The sequence below is a fragment of the Cupriavidus sp. 01L45 genome, from assembly GCF_056399885.1.
On sequence record NZ_JBFTSG010000009.1, the window covers coordinates 14027 to 33852 of the forward strand.

Genomic DNA, 19826 nt, shown 5'->3' on the forward strand with positions numbered 1-19826 from the left:
GCCAACCCGGCTTCGCCGACTGCTTCAACTGTCGAACCTGCCCGGCACGCCGCCCGTGGCGTGCCGTACGATGCGGCGCCTGTAGAAGTGTTACTCTTTTGAGTGATACCCAACAGGAGATCACCGTGAGCCGCAAAACCCCCATCGAGCGCTATCGGAACATCGGTATCAGCGCGCACATCGACGCCGGCAAGACCACCACCACCGAGCGCATCCTGTTCTACACCGGGGTCAATCACAAGATCGGCGAGGTCCATGACGGTGCGGCTACCATGGACTGGATGGAGCAGGAGCAGGAGCGCGGCATCACCATCACCTCGGCCGCCACCACGGCGTTCTGGAAGGGGATGGCCGGCAATTATCCTGAACATCGCATCAATATCATCGACACTCCCGGACACGTGGACTTCACCATCGAGGTGGAGCGTTCCATGCGCGTGCTCGATGGCGCCTGCATGGTCTACGACGCGGTGGGCGGCGTGCAGCCCCAGTCGGAAACCGTCTGGCGCCAGGCGAACAAGTACAAGGTGCCGCGTATCGCCTTCGTCAACAAGATGGATCGCGTCGGCGCGGATTTCTTCCGGGTGCGATCGCAGATTGCCGACCGGCTCAAGGGCACGCCGGTGCCGATCCAGGTGCCGATCGGCGCCGAGGATGGTTTCCAGGGCGTGATCGACCTGGTCAAGATGAAGGCCACCGTCTGGGACGACACCAGCCAGGGGCTTCACTTCGAGTATCGCGAGGTACCGCCCGAACTGCTGGAGGTCGCCAGGGAATGGCGCGAGAAGATGGTCGAGGCCGCGGCGGAGGCCAGCGATGAACTCCTGCACAAATACCTCGGCGGCGAGCCGCTGACGGAAGACGAGATCAAGGCTGCCCTGCGCAAGCGCACCGTCGCCAACGAGATCGTGCCGATGCTGTGCGGCAGCGCTTTCAAGAACAAGGGCGTGCAGACGCTGCTCGACGCGGTGATCGACTACTTGCCGTCGCCGGCGGACGTGCCCGCGATTCTCGGCCACACCGTGGACGACAAGGAGGCGGAGCGCCATCCCAATGACGACGAACCGTTCGCCGCCCTGGCATTCAAGATCATGACCGACCCCTTCGTCGGGCAACTGATCTTCTTCCGCGTCTACTCTGGCGTGGTGAATTCGGGCGACACGGTGTACAACCCGCTCAAGGAAAAGAAGGAGCGGCTCGGGCGCATCCTGCAGATGCATGCCAACGTGCGCAGCGAAATCAAGGAAGTGCGCGCGGGCGATATTGCCGCGGCGGTCGGGCTCAAGGAGGCCACCACCGGCGACACCCTGTGCGACCCCGACCATGTGATCATCCTTGAGCGCATGAGCTTCCCGGATCCGGTGATCTCCCAGGCGGTCGAGCCCAAGACCAAGGCCGACCAGGAAAAGATGGGCCTGGCGCTGAATCGCCTGGCGCAGGAAGACCCGTCGTTCCGCGTGCATACCGATGAGGAATCGGGCCAGACCATTATCTCGGGTATGGGCGAGTTGCACCTTGAGATCCTGGTGGACCGGATGCGGCGCGAGTTCGGCGTGGAGGCATCGGTCGGCAAGCCGCAGGTGGCATATCGTGAGACCATCAAGCAGGCAGCGAAGGACGTCGAAGGCAAGTTCGTCAAGCAGTCAGGCGGGCGCGGCCAGTATGGCCACGTGGTGCTCGATCTGGAGCCGCAGGCGCCGGGCAAGGGCTACGAGTTTGTCGACGCCATCAAGGGCGGGGTGGTGCCGCGCGAATTCATTCCCGCCGTCGACAAGGGCATCCGCGAAACGCTGGCATCGGGCGTGCTGGCCGGCTACCCGGTGGTGGACGTGAAAGCCACGCTGGTATTCGGCTCCTATCACGACGTCGATTCGAACGAGAATGCCTTCCGTATGGCGGGCTCGATGGCATTCAAGGAAGGCATGCGCCGCGCCAAGCCGATCCTGCTCGAGCCGATGATGTCGGTGGAAGTGGAAACGCCGGAAGAATTCACCGGCAACGTGATGGGCGACCTGTCCTCGCGCCGGGGCATCGTGCATGGCATGGAGGATATCGCGGGCGGCGGCGGCAAGCTGGTGCGCGCGGAGGTGCCGCTGGCCACCATGTTTGGCTACTCGACGTCGCTGCGTTCGCTGACCCAGGGGCGCGCCACTTACACGATGGAATTCAAGCACTACACGGAAGCACCGGCGAGCGTGGCCGAAGCGGTCATCAACAGCCGGCACACGCGCTAGCTTGCGGTGGCCCATTGCCCCCTGGGAGGCTGTGCGGGGCAATGGGATCGATGCGCCGTCTTTCGCTTGCCGCTTGTGCCGCAGGCTTGAAATGGCGCGTGTCATTTGCGGCCGTCCATGCGGCCGGTTTGGATTTGCCGCGGGCAAGCCGCGGCAAGGTCGGGGCGGCCCATGTGTCACGCCCTGCGCAGCCGCGCGCCTCGCGGCATCCGTCCGACTCGATGGGAGAGTGCGATGGCTAAGCATTTGTTTCCTCAATTTCCCGCCGATGAGCAACGCGAGGTTGTAACCCTCTGCGAACGGCTCGGCTTCGCTCCGGAAGACTTCGAGATCAAGGACGAGGGTTCCGAGCCGGCCAATGGCGGCGTGAGGCGGCGGCAGGTCAGTGTCCGGCGGCTGGCGACGGAGGCCCAGAGCATGTATGACGCAAGCGAGGGTCCGGGCTGGATCGGGGAGTTCGAGAGCGACCTCGAGTGCGGCTTGTTCGGGCAGGCACCGAGGCAGGCGCGGGCATAGCCACCGCAGGCTCGCGCGCCGCATCTGTTGGCGAGGGCACAGACGCGTGTGGGGCGGATGGCGCATAAAGGGCGCTTCGGGCAGTGGGGAGACTGCAATGAAGCGCATGATCCGGATTGGGCTGTGGTCGTTGACGGGCGTCTGCGTCCTGGCGGCGGGCGTGGTGCTGGTGGGCGTGCTGGCAGGGGAGCGAAAGGGCGCGCGCATCGTGAGCGTGCCCGTCGTGTCCCTGGCTTATCGCGACGATGCCCAGGCGCTGGCGAGAGGCAAGTACCTGTATGAATCGCGGGGTTGCATGGATTGCCACGGCGCCAGCGGCAAGGGCCGTGTCTTTATCGACGATCCTGGCGGCCTGTATGTGCGCGCGCCCAACTTGACCAGCGGCAGCGCCGTCATCGGGCGCTATCGGGAAGCGGATTGGGTGCGGGCTATCCGCCATGGCGTGGCCCCGTCGGGGCGAGCTCTGATGGTGATGCCAAGCGAGGACTACAACCGCCTCAGTGATGACGACCTGGGTGCGCTTGTTGCCTATGTCCGCAGCTTGCCGCCGCTGCCGGGCGAGGTGGCGGAGGTGCGGCTCCCATGGATGGTCCGGGCGTTATATGGGTTTGGCCTCGTCAAGGATGCCGCCGAGAAGATCGATCATGGGTTGCCGCCCGCGCGGCCGATGACCGCTACGGTATCGCCGGAGTACGGCGCTTACGTGGCGAATGCCTGCCTCGGCTGCCACGGCGCAGGCTTGCGCGGCGGCAAGATCCCCGGGGCGCCGCCAGACTGGCCGCCGGCCGCCGACCTGACTCCCGCGGGCAGTGCGATGGCGCGCTATGACGCGCCGGAGAAGTTCGTCGGCATGATGCGCAGCGGCTTGCGTCCGGACGGGTCGCCGGTCAGCCGGGTCATGCCGTTCGATTCGTTTGGGCGCATGGACGATGTCGACCTGGGCGCTCTCTACCTGCATTTGAAGGCGCTGCCAGCGCAGAGTGCGAGCCGCTGAGCGCGGCGCCGGGAGGGGATTCCCGCGGTACAAATGGCGCCGTAAAAATGGAAAAGGCCCGCAATTTCTTGCGGGCCTTTCACATTCTTTGGCTCCCCGAGCTGGGCTCGAACCAGCGACCTGCGGATTAACAGTCCGTCGCTCTACCAACTGAGCTATCAGGGAACAGCTGAGAAAAGGATTGTAACCAGTTTCTCTTTTATTCGTCAACATCTGTGCAGTAATTTTTTACTGCCGGTGCTGCGAAACTTCTGGTTCCACCCCGGTGATCTGAGGCAGGGCCACATTATAGGTGGTGTTTTGGGTCTGTGCCATAAAAAATCGCCCCGGAGGGCGATTTTTTTGACGCTTGCTGCGTCCACCTGCGCGGCGCGGCGCCCGGCTTAGTCGAACACCGGCGAATCGACGCCGAGGATCTTGTGCAGCTTCGGCGAGGTAGTGGTGTACTGCATGTGGATCTTCTTCTCGGGGAAGATATAAGGCGCGGCGCCAAAGGCGGCCAGCGCGGCCTCGTGGAAGCCCGAGAGGATCAGCTTCTTCTTGCCGGGGTAGGTATTGATATCGCCTACCGCGAAGATGCCGGGGATGTTCGTCTCGAACTTCTCCGTGTCCACCTTGATCTGCTTGCGCTCAAGGTCCAGGCCCCACTCCGCAATGGGTCCGAGCTTGGGCGACAGGCCGAAGAACACCAGCAGGTCGTCCAGCGGCAGGCGGCGCGTGACGCCGTCTGCGCCCGTCACCTTGATCTCGGTCAGCAGGCCATCCTTTTCCTCGTAGCCACTGATCTGGCCCACGACGAATTGCATCTCCATCTGCTCGCACAATTCCTTCATCTTGGCGACGGAGGCGGGCGCGGCGCGGAAGCCGTCGCGGCGATGGATCATCACCACCGACTCGGCCTTGCCGGCCAGGTCCAGCGTCCAGTCCAGCGCGGAGTCTCCGCCGCCGACGATGACGAGGTTGCGGCCGTGGAAACGGCTCGGATCCTTGACGCGGTAGAACAGCTGCTTGCCGTCGAACTTGTCGATGCCATCCACCTTGACCGTGCGCGGCTGGAACGAGCCCACGCCCGCGGCGATGAAGATGGTCCTGGTGATGAAGCGGGTTCCCAGCGAGGTCTCGACGAAGAAGCGGCCGTCTTCGCGGCGCTCCACCACGGCGACTTCCTGGCCCAGGTGGAAGGTCGGCTCAAACGGCTCGATCTGCTTGAGCAGGTTGTCGGTCAGATCCTGGCCGGTGCAGATGGGCACGGCCGGGATGTCGTAGATGGGCTTGTCCGGGTAGAGCTCCACGCACTGGCCGCCGACCACCTTGAGGGAGTCGATCACGTGCGCCTTGATTTCGAGCAGGCCCAGTTCGAAAACCTGGAAGAGTCCGACCGGGCCGGCGCCGACGATCAGCGCGTCGATTTCCAGCGGCTGGCCGCCGCCGCCGTTGCCTGTGGCAACGTGGTGGGTGGCGTCGGCAACGGGGTTGGGGATACTCAAGTCCATATTCGTCCTGATACGTTGTGGGGCACAGGCGTGCCCGGCATTACGGGAAAGCGCGTGGGTGGGGACGGCTTTCTGACCTGTCTTTTTTAGGTCTTTTCAGCGCTGCAGGTATTGCAGCTTTTCGGCTGTGTCCTTCCATTCCTCGGCTTCGGCCAGCGGCGCCTTGGTCTTGGTGATGGACGGCCAGTTGCGAGCCAGTTCGGCGTTCAGGTCGATGAACTGCTGCTGGTCGGCCGGCACGTCTTCTTCGGCGTAGATCGCGTTGACCGGGCATTCCGCCACGCACACCGCGCAATCGATACACTCATCCGGGTCGATGGCGAGGAAGTTGGGGCCTTCGCGGAAACAATCGACCGGACACACGTCAACGCAGTCGGTATAGCGGCAACGGATGCAGGATTCGGTGACAACGTGAGTCATTTCGGTTCCAGAAAAACGGGATCGGCTTCGATGGGAATGTTGTTAGGCCTGTTGTGCCGTGCTCGTCACGCCGGTGGGGTTTCCAGTGGGTTCACCATACGCGGCGCGAGCGCTGGCCGTGGCCTTTCAAAGACCGATATTGTAGCTGAGCCTTTCCGCAAGGGTAGCGGCTCTATATAGCCGGATAAGATAGTTTTCTTATTTCTTTATGTGCATTTGATCCAAGACAGCCAGGGATGCACCCGCTAATGTGCTCTTCTGGCCGTTGCCGCGACGGCGTTGTAAGCTGGACGGGCCTGCGCGCGCGGTATCGCCGCGCGCTTACCTGAGGAGTGCGCCATGCCAATATCAGTCCGGGAGCTGCCGCGCGGCAGCCGTTCGAGCCGTATGGCGGCCGCCTTGCTTTGCCTGGCGGCGCTGGCCATGTCAGCCGCGCATGCGCAGACGCTGGCAAAGGCCGGCCCGCCGGATAGCGTGGTGGCCCGCCTGATGGCCTGGCGCATGATGAGCGACCAGCCAGTCTCGCTCACCTCGCTGGCCCGTTTCGACTGGGATGATTTCGGCGTGGTGATCGAACCCGCTGGGGAGGTCATGGCCAACTGCGGCCAGGCCGGTTTCCTGCCATGCGACGCCGAGCTGCAGCCGGAGCGCGGCGCGCCGGTCCAGGTACTGGTATTCCGCCGCGGATCCGAGCGGGTCTACCAGGAGCGCATTACAGCCCGCTCGGCGGCCTTCGCGGAGCCGCTTCCCGCCGCCGTGCCCCGGGCGCAGGCGACGCTGGTCGGCTGCCCAGGCTACCGCGGGCAAGTCTTGTGGTGCCTGCGCGGCAGCGCCCGTGGCCGTCAGCCCGATCCTTTTCTTGACGGCGCATGATCCGGCCATCGCCCGCCGCACTTTCGGTTAGCATGTCGCACTGACTCGGCACTGCCGTCTGGCCCGACATGATCATTACCTCATTGCTCGACACCGATCTGTACAAGTTCACCATGATGCAGGTGGTGCTGCATCACTTCCCCGCCGCACAGGTCGAATACCGCTTCAAGTGCCGCAACGTGGGGGTCGACCTGACCCCTTACGTGGACGAGATCCGCGACGAGGTGGCGCAGTTGTGCCAGCTTCGCTTTACGCCGGAGGAACTCCAGTACCTGCGCGAGTTGCGCTTCATCAAGAGCGATTTCGTCGACTTCCTCGGCCTGTTCCACCTGAACGAGAAATACGTAAACATCGCGCCCGCCGCCCCCGGCAGCGGCGAGATCGAGATCACCATCCGCGGGCCCTGGCTGCATACCATCCTGTTCGAGGTGCCGTTGCTGGCCATCGTCAACGAGGTCTATTTCCGCCGCACCCAGCCGCAACCGGACTGGGCCGAAGGGCGCCGGCGCCTGGAAGACAAGCTGGCCTTGCTGAAGATGCCGGCCCACGCCGACTGCGTGATTGCCGACTACGGCTCGCGCCGCCGCTTCTCGCGCGACTGGCAGGAAGAGGTGTTGCAGACCATGCGCAGGGTGCTGGGCCCGCAACTGGCCGGCACCAGCAATGTTCATTTCGCGCGCATGCACAACTTGACCCCGTTGGGCACCATGGCGCATGAATACCTGCAGGCCTGCCAGGCACTGGGGCCGCGCCTGCGAGATTCGCAGGTGTTCGCGCTCGAGGTCTGGGCCAAGGAGTACCGCGGCGACCTCGGCGTCGCGCTGTCCGACACCTACGGCTTCGATGCCTTCCTGCGCGACTTCGATCTCTATTTCTGCAAGCTGTTCGACGGCGTGCGCCACGATTCGGGTGATCCCTTTGCCTGGGGCGAGCGCATGCTGGCGCATTACGCCGCCAGCCGCGTCGACCCGCTGGGCAAGACGCTGATCTTCAGCGACAGCCTCGACATCCCACGCGTAATCGAGCTGTGCGAGCGCTTCGGCGGACGCTGCCGGCTGGCGTTCGGGGTGGGCACCAACCTGACCAACGATCTCGGCTACACGCCGCTGCAAATCGTGATCAAGATGACGCGCTGCAATGGACAGCCGGTAGCCAAGCTGTCCGATACGCCCGAGAAGACCATGTGCGATGACCCGGCCTACCTGACGTACCTGCGGCACGTGTTCGGCGTCCAGGCGCCAGCCTGACTGTGCGAAGCCATCTGATTCCCACGCATCCAACCCTCGGACATATCGGAAAGCAAGCCATGGATACCACTTCCGCCCGCGATCGTATCTTTGCCCGTATCCGCGCCGCACAGGGCCGCGCCCCCGGGGTCAGCAACGGCGAGCGCGCGGCGGTAGCCGATTACCTCGCGCGCCATCCCGCCGGTCCCCGGCCGCCGGCGCCGGCGCAGCGCATCGAAGCCTTCCAGGAACAGGCGCAGAAAATGGCTTCCACGGTCGAGCGGGTGGCCGCGCTGGCCGATGTGCCGGCCGCTGCGTCGCGTTACCTGGACAGCCTGGGCCTGCTGCGTCGCGCTGTCGCCTGGGATAGCCTGGGCGCGCTGGACTGGCATGCGCAGGGATTGGCGGTGGAGTGCCGCCCGCCGGTACGCGATGTCCAGGCCGATCACGACCACGGTGACATGGTCGGCATCACCGGCTGCTTTTGCGCGATTGCCGAGACCGGTTCGCTGATGCTGCTGTCCGGTCCGCAGACGTTCGCTTCGGCCGCGCTGCTGCCGGAGACGCATATCGCGGTGGTGCCGGCCTCCCGCATCGTCGACGGGATGGAAGATGCGTTCGCGCTGATGCGCAGCGAGCGCGGGGAGTTGCCCCGTGCTACCAACATCATCAGCGGCCCTTCGCGCACCGGCGACATCGAGCAAACCATCGTGCTGGGCGCGCACGGGCCTTACCGTGTGCACGTGATCCTCGTCGAGCGGGACTGAGCAGCTTCCCGCCCGCACCAGCGATCGCTCCGAGCCGCAGGGGCAGGGCGGCCGAAATGGGCTGAATCCTGCGGCGATTGCTTTACACTTGAGGGCCTCGCCGCGTGCCCGTGGCCCGCTGGGCGGGCTGAGCGGGCTCGTGCGCTTTCTCCGCCCGCGGCTGCTGCCAGTCTCGGGTGCAGCCATCCGAAACAAGGAGATCCCGCCCGATGCGACGTGCCCTAGCACTGCTGCCACCGCTACCTTCGCTGGCCCTGCTGTTGCTCACCCTTCTGCCCAATCTTGCCAGCGCCGCCGATCTCGAAGGCGCCACGCTGTCGCCGATGTGGGCCTTGCCGTTTGCCGGCACATTGCTGTCGATCGCGCTGTTCCCTCTGATCGCGCCGCGTTTCTGGCACCACCATTACGGCAAGATCATCGCCGGCTGGGCACTGGTGTTCCTGGTACCGTTCGCGCAGGCATTTGGTGTGCATGCCGCGGCCGCCAACGCCGTGCATGCGCTGCTGTCCGAGTACATTCCCTTTATCGCGCTGATCGCCGCGCTCTACATCGTGGCCGGCGGCATCTGCGTGCGCGGCAACCTGCACGGCACGCCGCGCCTGAACACCGGCCTGCTCGCACTCGGTACCGCGCTTGCCAGCCTGATGGGCACCACCGGCGCCGCCATGCTGCTGATCCGGCCATTGCTGCGCGCCAACGACAACCGCAGGCATGTGGCGCACGTGGTGGTGTTCTTTATCTTCCTGGCAGCCAATGCGGGCGGCGCGCTGACGCCGCTGGGCGATCCGCCGCTGTTCCTGGGATTCCTCAAGGGCGTGGACTTCTTCTGGACCCTGCGCAATATCCTGCCCGAGACGCTCTTTGTCTGCGGGGCGCTGCTGGTGATCTTCTATTTCGTCGATCGCTACTACTACCTGAACAAGGAAGAGGAGCTGCCGGCGGCGGCCGATCCCACGCCGGACTCGCCGGGCGTCCGCATCGAGGGCAAGCGTAATTTCGTGCTGCTGCTGGCGGTGGTGGGGCTGGTGCTGATGAGCGGGCTGTGGAAACCAGGCATCGAGTTCGACGTGATGGGAACCCACGTCGGCCTGCAGACGGTGGTGCGCGACGTGATGCTGGTGGCGGTGGCGCTGGTGTCCCTGTTGATCACGCCTGTCACCGCGCGCACCGGCAACGAGTTCAACTGGGARCCGATCCTGGAAGTSGGCAAGCTGTTCGCCGGCATCTTCCTTACCATCATCCCGGTGATCGCCATGCTCAAGGCTGGCACGGACGGCGCCTTCGCCGGCGTGATCCGTCTGGTGAGCGACGCGGGCGGCCAGCCCATCGACAGCATGTATTTCTGGGCCACGGGCATCCTGTCGTCCTTCCTGGACAATGCGCCGACCTACCTGGTGTTCTTCAATACGGCCGGCGGCGACCCGGCCACGCTGATGACGCGCAACGCTTCGACGCTGGCGGCGATCTCGGCCGGCGCGGTGTTCATGGGCGCCAATACCTATATCGGCAACGCGCCCAACCTGATGGTCAAGGCGATTGCCGAAAGCCGCGGTGTGCGCATGCCCAGCTTCTTCGGCTATATGCTGTGGTCGATCTGCGTGCTGGTGCCGCTGTTCCTGGTGATGACCTTTATCTTCTTCCGCGTGTGAGCATGACCAAGCCTTCCATCCTCGTAACCCGCGCCGTCTTTCCGGAAGTGATCGACCGGCTCGCGCAATATTTCGACGTCGACAGCAACCAGCAGGACGTGGCGCTCGATGGCGCCGCGCTCAGGCAACGCCTCGTGGGCAAGTCCGGCGTGCTGGCCAATGCCGCGGATCGTATCGATGGCGAACTGGTGGCCGGACTGCCGGCGCTGCGCGCGGTCTGCAATATGGCCGTCGGCTACAACAACCTCGATGTGCCGGCACTGACCGCCGCCGGCATCGTGGCGACCAACACGCCCGATGTACTGACGGAAACCACCGCCGATTTTGGCTGGGCCCTGCTGATGGCCACTGCGCGCCGCGTGACCGAATCCGAGCACTGGCTGCGCGCCGGCAAGTGGGAGCGGTGGAGCTACGACATGTTCCTCGGCATGGACCTGTACCGCAGCACGCTCGGCATCCTTGGCATGGGCCGCATCGGCCAGGCGCTGGCGCGCCGCGCTGCGGGGTTTGGCATGTCCGTGCTSTATCACAACCGCAGCCRSCTGCCGGMGGAGACCGAGYGCGCGCTCAATGCGCGCTAYGTCAGCAAGACGGAATTGCTTGCGCAATCCGATCACCTGCTGCTGGTGCTGCCGTATAGCGCGCAGAGCCATCACAGCATCGGCGCCGCCGAACTGACGCAAATGAAGCCGTCGGCCACGCTGGTCAACCTGGCACGCGGCGGCGTGGTAGACGACGCCGCGCTGGCCGAGGCGCTGCGCGAGCGCCGCATCTTCGCCGCGGGCCTCGACGTGTTCGAAGGCGAGCCGCAGGTCCATCCCGGCCTGCTGACCGTGCCTAACGTTGTGCTGACCCCGCACATTGCCAGCGCCTCGGAGAAGACCCGTCGCGCCATGGCGGATCTCGCCGCCGATAACCTGATCGCTGCGCTCAATGCAGGCCCGCAGGCAGGCCGTCCGCCTTCATTGATCAATCCCGAGGTGATGGCGCACCGCCGCTGATCCTCTCGCTGCACKCGTCGTGCCGCCTGCGCGCTGGTCTCTCCAGCTTGCCGGCGCGGCACGGCTTTTTGCGTACTTCAGACTTTCATGACCCTGATTCCCCTTTTGACCCTGGCTCTTGCGCTGGTAGCCGTGCTGCTGCTGGCGGTGCTGTTGCTGCGGCCACGCGTTGCACCGGAGACCGCCAGCCTGGAACTGCTGCGCCAGCTCGCCGAACTGCGAGCCGAAGGCGCGCGCGGCAATGAGCGCCTGGAGCGCGAATTGCGCACGGAGGTCACGGAGAGCGCGCGCGTCGGCCGCGGCGAGGCCGGCCAGCAGATGATGCGTTTCCAGCAGACGTTGTCTTCGCAACTCACCAGCATCGCCACGCTGCAGAACAACCAGATCGACATGTTCGCGCAGCAGCTTGCCAAGCTGACCGAGTCCAATGTCCAGCAACTGGAGCAGGTCAGGCAAAGCCTGCTGCAGCAGGGCCAGCAGGCACGTGACGAGCAGGGCAGCGCGCTGCGCCGCTTTGGCGACATGCTGCAGCAGCAGCTGGCGCAAATGTCCGAAGGCAACGAGCGCCGCCTGGGCGAAGTGCGCACCACGCTGGAACAGCGGCTCAAGGAAATCGAGGCGAATAACTCGGCCAAGCTCGAGGAAATGCGCCGCACCGTCGACGAGAAGCTGCACGCCACGCTCGAACAGCGGCTTGGCGAATCCTTCAAGCTGGTGTCGGACCGGCTCGAACAGGTACATCGCGGACTGGGCGAAATGCAGGCGCTGGCGCAAGGCGTGGGCGATCTCAAGCGGGTGCTGACCAACGTGAAATCGCGCGGGACCTGGGGCGAAGTGCAACTGGAGATGCTGCTCGAGCAGATGCTGACTGCCGAGCAATRCGCCAAGAACGTCGAGACGGTCCGCAATACCGGGGCGCGTGTGGAGTTCGCGATTCGCCTGCCGGGCAAGGATGCCGCCGGCGGGCAGGTTTGGCTGCCAATCGACGCCAAGTTTCCGAAGGAGCAATACGAACGCCTGCTCGACGCACAGGAGCGTGGCGATGTCGACGGCGTGGCCCTGGCAGGGCGCGAGCTGGAAGTGGCGATCAAGCGCGAGGCACAGACGATTTCCGAGAAATATGTATCGCCGCCTGCCACCACTGACTTCGCCATCCTCTTCCTGCCCACTGAGGGTTTGTACGCCGAGGTCTTGCGGAGGCCCGGGCTGGCGGACCTGCTGCAACGCAATTACCGCGTGACGGTAGCGGGGCCGACCACGCTGGCCGCCCTGCTCAACAGCCTGCAGATGGGATTTCGTACACTCGCGCTCGAGCGCCGCTCAAGCGAAGTGTGGGAGGTGCTCGGCGCGGTCAAGACCGAGTTCGGCAAGTTTGGCGATGTCCTGGCCAAGACCCGGGACACGCTGGAGCGTGCCGCCCGCAACATCGAGCAGGCCGAAGTGCGCACGCGCCAGATGGAGCGCAAGCTGCGCACGGTGGAGGCTCTGCCGGGAGAAAACGCGCAAGCGTTGCTCGGCCTTGCTGCCGTGCCGGACGAAGCGGCGCAAGAACGTCAAGAGGGTGAAGCGGGCTGAGGAGCGGGGAGGCCGGTGGCGCCGCAGATTGAAAAAAAGCGCATCGAATCGATGCGCTTTTTTACTTTGGGAGCAGGCAACTCAGGGCAGGTCCCGAATCGTCACCTCGATGCCGCCGAAACGCGCGGCCACCCAGTTGTAGGCCTTGCAGGCCAGCCAGAGCAGGCCGAAGCCGATCAGCGCATTGAGAATCAGTGCCGTGAAGACGGTGATGCCGGGCAGGTCGCCATAGCGGATGAAAGCCACGAACARCCCAAGCGAGACGATGGGTACCGAAAAGCACAGGTACACGAGCACGAGCGCGCGGGCGGTTTTGACCGGGTGGAGGTAGGCAATCTCCTGATTCATGACAGCTTGGGTAGTAGCAAAGTAATGTTGCGCAAGTGTATCGGTTGGGGGAGGCGGCGCATAGTCCGGCACTCGCGGGGTAAGGAAAACCGCCGATCTGCTTGCTAAACGCCGGCAAAACTGCTGCGCAAAAACGACACAAAGGTGCGGCCAACGTACCGTGGCAAGCTTTACAGCAGCCCGTCGAACAGCATGACTTCCACCTCGTCGCCGGCCGCCACCATGTCTTGCTCGTGGCCGAGCACGATAAAGCAATTGGCCTCGCTCATCGAGCGCAGCACGCCCGAGCCCTGCTGGCCGGTAATGCTCACTTGCCAGCCGCCATCCGGCGCTGGGGCCAGGATGCCGCGCTGGTACTCGGTGCGGCCTGGCTTCTTGCGGATCGGCTGCGCGCTGCGCACGCGCATCAGCGGCAGGGGCGCCACTTTCGCACCCATTTGCCGGTGCAGCGCAGCCCGCACAAAGTGATAGAACGTCACCATCACCGCCACCGGATTGCCCGGCAGGCCGAACAGCAACGCCTCGCGGCCATGGGAGACGATGCGGCCGAAGGCCATCGGCCGGCCTGGGCGCATGGCGATCTTCCAGAAGGTCACATCACCCAGCTGGGCCATGATCTGCTTGGTGTAGTCGGCTTCGCCCACCGACACGCCGCCGGACGTAATGACCGCATCGGCGTTTTCGCAAGCGGAGCGAAACGCCGCCTCGAGGGCTTCGGGGTCGTCCCGTACCACGCCCATGTCGATCAGGTCCACGTTGAGCCGCCGCAGCATGCCATGCAGCGTATAGCGGTTGGAGTCGTAGACGCAGCCGGCGTCGAGCGGCTCGCCGATCGAGCGCAACTCGTCTCCGGTGGAGAAGAAGGCCACGCGCAGGCGGCGGCACACCTTGACCTCGGCAACGCCCAGCGAAGCCAGCAGCCCGAGGTCCGCCGGTTGCAGGATGCGTCCGGCGGCCAGCGCCGGCTGGCCGATGGCGAGGTCTTCGCCTCGCAGGCGGCGGTTGTCGCCGGCACGCACCGCGCGGGCGTCAAAGCGAACCTGTTCGCCATGCGCCTCGACGAATTCCTGGGGAATCACGGTATCGCAGCCGGCCGGCATGATGGCGCCCGTCATGATGCGTACCGCCTGCCCGCGCGCGACCGGCTGCTCGCATGCTGTGCCGGCGAAGGCGCTGCCGACCACCGTCAGCGTGATATCGCCGCCGGCGGCAAGATCGCCGCTGGCAAACGCATAACCGTCCATGGCGGAGTTATCGTGCGCCGGGACGTCCAGCGTGGAGATGATGTCCTCGGCGAGCACGCGGTCGAGCGCCGAGCGGATGGCGAGCTGCTCGGTCCCACGTACGGGCTCGACCACCTCGCCGATGATCTGGTTGGCCTGCGCCACCGGCAACGCGCCGGGATCGTAGTCGGACAGGCAGGAAATGACGGAATGTAGTGATGGCATGGACCGTTCCCGGGGCAGCGGCCTGGCTTGGTTGTTCAGCGCGCTTCCAGCGTGCGCAACTCGTCCAGGGTATTGATATTGGCGAAGGCGCCGGCGTCGTCGAACAGGACTTCGGCCAGGCGATGAGAGGCGGCCCAGGTTTCGATCTTGCGGCCGCCGCCGTTGAGGAAAGCCAGCAGGCTATCGTGCGCGGTGACCGGCATCAGGCAAAACACCGGCTGGGCTTGCCGGCGGCCGTCCGCGTCGATGGTAACCGGGATGGCCATCTCCGCGCCTTGCTCGTCGATCGCGCTCGCCAGGCGCGCAGCCAGGTCGCTCGGCAGGAAAGGCGAATCGCAGGGGGCGCTCAGCATCCAGCCCGTCTGGCATTGCTCCAGCCCGGCCAGCATGCCGGCCAGGGGACCGGCGAAGTCCGGCACCGAATCGGTGACCACGGGCACGCCGAAGGACTCATACGCGGCCAGATTGCGGTTAGCGTTGATCAGCATGCCGCCCGTCTGCGGCGACAGGCGCATCAGCGTATGCATCGCCATGGGCGCGCCGCGGAAGGGCTGCAGGCCCTTGTCGGTGCCGGCCATGCGGCTGCCCCTGCCGCCGGCCAGGATCAGGCCGGTAATGTCGTCGCGTGAAATCATCGGAATACGGAATAGGTTGGTGGTTTGGCCGGCGCGGCTGCGGGGCGGTTGTGGTCAACCGCCGATATAAGACATTTCGATCTTGTTCTCGGCACGTGCCTGCCGCACCGCGGGATCGCTGCGCAGCTCGGAGTAACGATCGGTGCGCGCCTGCCAGACCCCGGCGATGGCATTGGAGATTTCCAGGTCGCTGTGGCCGCCGCGCAGCAGCGCGCGCAGGTCGTAGCCTTCGGTGGCGAACAGGCACAGGTAGAGCCGGCCTTCGGTCGACAGGCGGATACGGCTGCAGTCCCCGCAGAAGGCGTGGGTCACGCTGGAGATCACGCCGATCTCGCCGGCGCCGTCGCGGTAACGCCAGCGCTCGGCAGTCTCGCCGCTGTAGTTGGCGGGGATGGCTTCGAGTGCGAAGGCTTCATCGATGCGGCGCACCACCTCGGCGGAGGGCAGCACCTCATTCATCTGCCAATGGTTGCTGGCACCCACGTCCATGAATTCGATAAAGCGCACGATGATGCCGCTGCCGCGGAAATGCGCGGCCATCGGCACGATCTCGGCGTCGTTGGTGCCGCGCTTGACTACCATATTGACCTTGAGCGGCGCCAGGCCGACAGCCTGGGCGGTCTCGATGCCGTCCAGCACGTCGCGTACCGCGAAGTCGACATCGTTCATGCGGCGGAAGGTGGCGTCGTCGATGGCGTCCAGGCTCACGCTCACGCGCGACAGGCCCGCGTCGCGCAACGAGCGCGCCTTGCGGGCAAGCAGCGAAGCATTGGTGGTGAGGGTGAGGTCGAGCGGCTTGCCCGAAACCGTCTCGATGCGCGCGAGCATCTCCACCAGCTTCTCGATGTTCTTGCGCAACAGCGGCTCTCCGCCCGTCAGGCGGATCTTCTCCACGCCGTGCGCAACGAACAGGCGGGCGGCTCGCTCGATCTCCTCGAAGCTCAGCAACTCGGAATGCGGCAGGAAGGTGTAGTCCTTGTCGAACACTTCCTTGGGCATGCAAYACACGCAACGGAAATTGCAGCGGTCCGTGACCGAGATGCGCAAATCGTGCAGCGGCCTGCCGCGGGTGTCGGCAACCAGTCCGGACGGGGCGGCGAGCTCGTCCGGGATGCTGGGCGTCATCGAACGGTAGCGATGGTCGCGCAGATCGAAAATGGGAATGACGGATTCGGTCATGGCCTGGGACGTGGCAATGCGGTGACGGGCGGCTTTGGCGCGGTCGCGTGGGGGCAAGYAGCGCCCGTTCGGGGCACCATCGTGGCGGTGCCATCTAATTGTCATTCTAGCCGAGCCGGGCATGGTAGCGCCGGCGTCACCATGCGCAGGACCTGGAAATACGCGGGCGAGCCTCGCCGATCCGGCGCGGACACGAAAAAAGGGACGGCTGCGCCGTCCCTTTCCCTGGTACCCGCGAGGGTGCCGTTTACTTCTGTTGCGTCGCAGCCGCGTTATCGCCGGCGGTCTCGACCAGAATCATCGGACCTTCCGGCAGCGGCGGCAGGGGCTTGCGCTCCCGCACGACGCGCGGTGCCGGGGGGATGCTGGCGGCCGCTTCCTGCGCGGCGCGCAGCTTGCTGACGTCGGTGTTGACCCACTCGAGACCGGCCGAAGCCAGCATCGGTTGCAGGCTTTCCACGGCCACCGGCGCGGCGGCTGCCGCTACGACGGGGGCTGCAGCCGGTACCGGGGCCGGAGCTGCGGCGGGTGCGACCACCGGCACTTCGACAGCGGGTGCCACGACAGCAGGCGCCGGTGCGGCGGGTTCCGCCACGGCGGGTGCGGGTTCGTAGGCGACCGGGCTGGCAACAGCCGCTTCGACCACCGGTTCAGGTACCGTTTCGATGACCGGTTCAGCGACCGGCGCCGATACAGGTGTTGCAACAGGCGCGACCGGCTCCGGCATCACCACCGCAGCCTCGACAGGCTGGTAGGCCGGGACGCTGGGAGCGGATTCGGCGACCACCACGGTGGTGGCTTCCACCACGACAGCTTCAGCGACAACGGCCGGTGCGGCGATTTCACGGACTTCGCCCGAGTCTTCGCTTTCACCGCTTTCGTTGGCCTGGGCGCTATCGTCACGCTCGCGGCGGTAGCGATTGCGGCCACGGCGATTGCGGCGGCGGCGTTCTTCGCCTTCGCCATTCTCGCTGCCTTCAGTAGCATCCTGCAGGTCGGTGCGAACGTTTTCGGCGTCGTCGTGCGAGGCAACCGGCGCCGCTACGGCGGGGGCTGCCACGGCGGCGGCTACCGCTGCGGTGCCAAGGGCTTCGGCCGCCAGGCTTTCGCTGGCTTCGCCTTCGCGCGGTGCGTCGCCGCGCTCACGCTGGCGGTCGCGCTGGCGCTCGCGGCGTTCCTGGTTACGGTCACGGCGGCCTTCGCCACGGCCTTCCGTACGCTCGGCAGGTGTGCCCTCGGGCTGGCGGGCCGGCTGGACTTCCAGTGCAGCCTGGCGCGGGGCGCGGCTACTACGTTCACCGCGTTCGCCTCGCTCGCCACGTTCACCTCGCGCCTCGGCGCGTTCGCCCCGTTCGGTGCGCTGTTCACCACGTTCCGCGCCGCGTTCGGCGCGCTCACCACGTTCCTGGGGTGCGCGCTGGCCGCGGCCTTGGCGCTCGCCGCGTTCGCCACCGCGTTCGCCGCGCTGGCCACGCTCGCCGCGGCCTTCGCCGCGTTCACCACGCTGGCCGCGCTCGCGACGGCTCTCCGCGCTGCGTTGTTCCGCGTCCACCGGCTTGGCCGGTTCGGCGGCGGGCGCTGCCGGCTTGGCGCCGAACAGGCTCTTGAGCCAGCCCATGAAGCCGCCGCCGACCACCGGCTGGGTGGCCGGTGCCGGACGTGCGGGAGCGGCTTCCGGGCGCGGCGCGCGCTCGGCGCGCGGTACCGAAACCGGCGCTGGCTGTTCTGGGGTAATGCCCTTGACCGCAGCTTCCTGGCGCGGCTTGGCATCTTCCTTCTTGCGGCTGCTGTAGCTGGTGTCGGCTTCCAGTTCCTTGGCGGCAGCCTCGGCCATCTTGTAGCTGGCGGTGCTGTCTTCCAGGCGCGGGTCGTCGTGACGCAGGCGCTCCAGCTTGTAGTGCGGGGTCTCGAGGTGCTTGTTGGGGATCAGCAGCACATTGACCTTGAACCGCATTTCGATCAGGTTGATGTCCTGGCGCTTCTCGTTGAGCAGGAACGCTGCCACTTCCACCGGTACCTGGCAGTGGATGGCGGCGGTGTTTTCCTTCATCCCTTCTTCCTGGATGATGCGCAGGACCTGCAGGGCGGAAGATTCGGTATCGCGGATATGGCCGGTGCCGTTGCAGCGCGGGCAAGTGATGTGCGAGCCTTCCGACAGCGACGGGCGCAGGCGCTGGCGCGACAGTTCCATCAGGCCGAAGCGGCTGATCTTGCCCATCTGCACGCGGGCGCGGTCATGGCGCAGGGCATCCTTCAGGCGCGTTTCCACGTCCTTCTGCGCCTTGCTGGCTTCCATGTCGATAAAGTCGATCACGATCAGGCCGCCCAGGTCGCGCAGGCGCAACTGGCGAGCGATTTCGTCGGCGGCTTCGAGGTTGGTGCGCAGCGCGGTTTCCTCGATGTCGGCGCCCTTGGTGGCGCGGGCCGAGTTCACGTCCACCGATACCAATGCCTCGGTATGGTCGATCACGATGGCGCCGCCCGAGGGCAACATCACCATGCGCGAGTACGCCGATTCGATCTGGTGCTCGATCTGGAAACGCGAGAAGAGGGGGACATCGTCCCGGTACTTCTTCACGCGGTTCATATTGTCGGGCATGACCACGCTCATGAAGGCGCGGGCCTGCTCGTAGATTTCGTCGGTGTCGATCAGGATCTCGCCGATATCCGGCTGGAAGTAATCGCGGATGGCGCGGATCACCAGGCTGGATTCGAGATAGATCAGCAGCGGGGCCTTGTTGTCGCCGGCGGCGCCGTCGATGGCCTTCCACAGTTGCAGCAGGTAGTTCAGGTCCCACTGGAGCTCTTCGGCCGAGCGGCCGATGCCGGCGGTGCGGGCAATGATGCTCATGCCCTCGGGCACGGTCAGCTGGCCCATGGTCTCGCGCAGTTCCTGGCGGTCCTCGCCCTCGATGCGGCGCGATACACCACCGCCGCGCGGGTTGTTGGGCATCAGCACCAGGTAGCGGCCGGCCAGCGAGATAAAGGTGGTCAGCGCCGCGCCCTTGTTGCCGCGCTCTTCCTTTTCCACCTGGACGATCAGTTCCTGGCCTTCGTGCAGCGCGTCCTGGATGCGTGCGTTGCGCACGTCCACGCCTTCCTTGAAGAAGGCGCGCGCCACTTCCTTGAAGGGCAGGAAGCCATGGCGTTCTTCGCCGTAGTTGACGAAGCAGGCCTCCAGCGACGGTTCGATACGGGTGATGACACCCTTGTAGATGTTGCCCTTGCGCTGTTCGCGCCCGGCAGCTTCGATGTCGATATCGATCAGTTTCTGACCGTCGACGATGGCGACGCGCAATTCTTCCTGCTGCGTCGCGTTAAAAAGCATGCGTTTCATCGCATTACCTCACTCAATGCCGAGGATTGCACCGGCATGCGGTGCCCGCGGCGTTCCGTGGAGCACGCGAGGGAGCGAGTGAGGGCGCGAGAATTGCCGAAAGCGCCGGCGCGCAAATGGGCGCGGCCGGC

At 65.5% G+C, this 19826-nt stretch carries 16 protein-coding genes and 1 tRNA gene; 9 read left to right on the top strand and 8 right to left on the bottom strand.

Annotated elements, in window-relative coordinates; all coding sequences use genetic code 11:
* Positions 1-125 precede the first annotated feature (125 nt).
* The 3 genes from fusA (at position 126) to AC1DT6_RS07990 (ending at position 3744) form a co-directional block, all read left to right on the top strand.
* A complete protein-coding gene (gene fusA / locus AC1DT6_RS07980) occupies positions 126-2234 on the top strand; it encodes an elongation factor G (protein WP_441634703.1) in 2109 nt (702 codons plus the stop codon).
* 234 nt (positions 2235-2468) lie between these two features.
* The gene (locus AC1DT6_RS07985) at positions 2469-2750 is read left to right on the top strand and encodes a hypothetical protein (RefSeq protein WP_045235609.1); all 282 of its coding nucleotides are present in this window, start codon (positions 2469-2471) and stop codon (positions 2748-2750) included.
* Between the two features lie 97 nt (positions 2751-2847).
* Positions 2848-3744: a c-type cytochrome gene (locus tag AC1DT6_RS07990; RefSeq protein ID WP_441634705.1), complete on the top strand. Its 897-nt coding sequence runs from the start codon at positions 2848-2850 to the stop codon at positions 3742-3744.
* An 89-nt stretch (positions 3745-3833) separates the two neighbouring features.
* On the opposite strand, the gene AC1DT6_RS07995 is transcribed toward AC1DT6_RS07990, so the two are convergent.
* The 3 genes from AC1DT6_RS07995 to fdxA form a co-directional block, all read right to left on the bottom strand.
* Positions 3834-3909: transfer RNA gene (locus AC1DT6_RS07995), tRNA-Asn, on the bottom strand.
* A 218-nt stretch (positions 3910-4127) separates the two neighbouring features.
* Positions 4128-5237, bottom strand: coding sequence for an NAD(P)/FAD-dependent oxidoreductase (locus tag AC1DT6_RS08000; protein ID WP_441634707.1), 1110 nt, complete (start codon positions 5235-5237; stop codon positions 4128-4130).
* 96 nt (positions 5238-5333) lie between these two features.
* On the bottom strand, positions 5334-5657 hold the full coding sequence (fdxA, locus tag AC1DT6_RS08005) for a ferredoxin FdxA (protein WP_045235607.1): 324 nt from the start codon (positions 5655-5657) through the stop codon (positions 5334-5336).
* 339 nt (positions 5658-5996) lie between these two features.
* Between fdxA and AC1DT6_RS08010 the strand changes: the two genes are divergently transcribed.
* The 6 genes from AC1DT6_RS08010 to AC1DT6_RS08035 all read left to right on the top strand — a co-directional run bounded on the left by AC1DT6_RS08010 (position 5997) and on the right by AC1DT6_RS08035 (position 12748).
* Complete coding sequence (locus tag AC1DT6_RS08010) at positions 5997-6530, top strand: hypothetical protein (protein WP_477102352.1); 534 nt, start codon at positions 5997-5999, stop codon at positions 6528-6530.
* Positions 6531-6598: 68 nt separating this feature from the next.
* A complete protein-coding gene (pncB, locus tag AC1DT6_RS08015) occupies positions 6599-7777 on the top strand; it encodes a nicotinate phosphoribosyltransferase (RefSeq protein ID WP_441634712.1) in 1179 nt (392 codons plus the stop codon).
* A 59-nt stretch (positions 7778-7836) separates the two neighbouring features.
* On the top strand, positions 7837-8523 hold the full coding sequence (locus AC1DT6_RS08020; protein WP_477102353.1) for a LutC/YkgG family protein: 687 nt from the start codon (positions 7837-7839) through the stop codon (positions 8521-8523).
* 209 nt (positions 8524-8732) lie between these two features.
* A complete protein-coding gene (locus AC1DT6_RS08025; protein WP_441634716.1) occupies positions 8733-10172 on the top strand; it encodes a sodium:proton antiporter in 1440 nt (479 codons plus the stop codon).
* Between the two features lie 2 nt (positions 10173-10174).
* Positions 10175-11173 carry a 2-hydroxyacid dehydrogenase gene (locus tag AC1DT6_RS08030; RefSeq protein ID WP_477114585.1) on the top strand — a complete coding sequence of 333 codons (999 nt, stop codon included), beginning with the start codon at positions 10175-10177 and terminating at the stop codon, positions 11171-11173.
* Between the two features lie 87 nt (positions 11174-11260).
* The gene (locus tag AC1DT6_RS08035; protein ID WP_477114586.1) at positions 11261-12748 is read left to right on the top strand and encodes a DNA recombination protein RmuC; all 1488 of its coding nucleotides are present in this window, start codon (positions 11261-11263) and stop codon (positions 12746-12748) included.
* An 81-nt stretch (positions 12749-12829) separates the two neighbouring features.
* Here AC1DT6_RS08035 and AC1DT6_RS08040 read toward each other — a convergent pair whose 3' ends face one another.
* From AC1DT6_RS08040 to AC1DT6_RS08060, 5 genes are all read right to left on the bottom strand, one after another.
* Positions 12830-13096: a hypothetical protein gene (locus tag AC1DT6_RS08040; RefSeq protein WP_043347933.1), complete on the bottom strand. Its 267-nt coding sequence runs from the start codon at positions 13094-13096 to the stop codon at positions 12830-12832.
* Between the two features lie 170 nt (positions 13097-13266).
* On the bottom strand, positions 13267-14544 hold the full coding sequence (gene moeA / locus AC1DT6_RS08045; RefSeq protein ID WP_477102355.1) for a molybdopterin molybdotransferase MoeA: 1278 nt from the start codon (positions 14542-14544) through the stop codon (positions 13267-13269).
* 35 nt (positions 14545-14579) lie between these two features.
* Entirely contained in the window at positions 14580-15179 is a 600-nt protein-coding gene (mobA, locus tag AC1DT6_RS08050; RefSeq protein ID WP_441634724.1) for a molybdenum cofactor guanylyltransferase MobA, read from the bottom strand.
* Between the two features lie 54 nt (positions 15180-15233).
* Positions 15234-16358 (bottom strand): GTP 3',8-cyclase MoaA, encoded by a 1125-nt coding sequence (moaA, locus tag AC1DT6_RS08055; RefSeq protein ID WP_477114587.1) that lies wholly within the window; start codon positions 16356-16358, stop codon positions 15234-15236.
* Between the two features lie 247 nt (positions 16359-16605).
* Complete coding sequence (locus AC1DT6_RS08060) at positions 16606-19695, bottom strand: Rne/Rng family ribonuclease (RefSeq protein WP_477111508.1); 3090 nt, start codon at positions 19693-19695, stop codon at positions 16606-16608.
* Between the last annotated feature and the right edge of the window lie 131 nt (positions 19696-19826).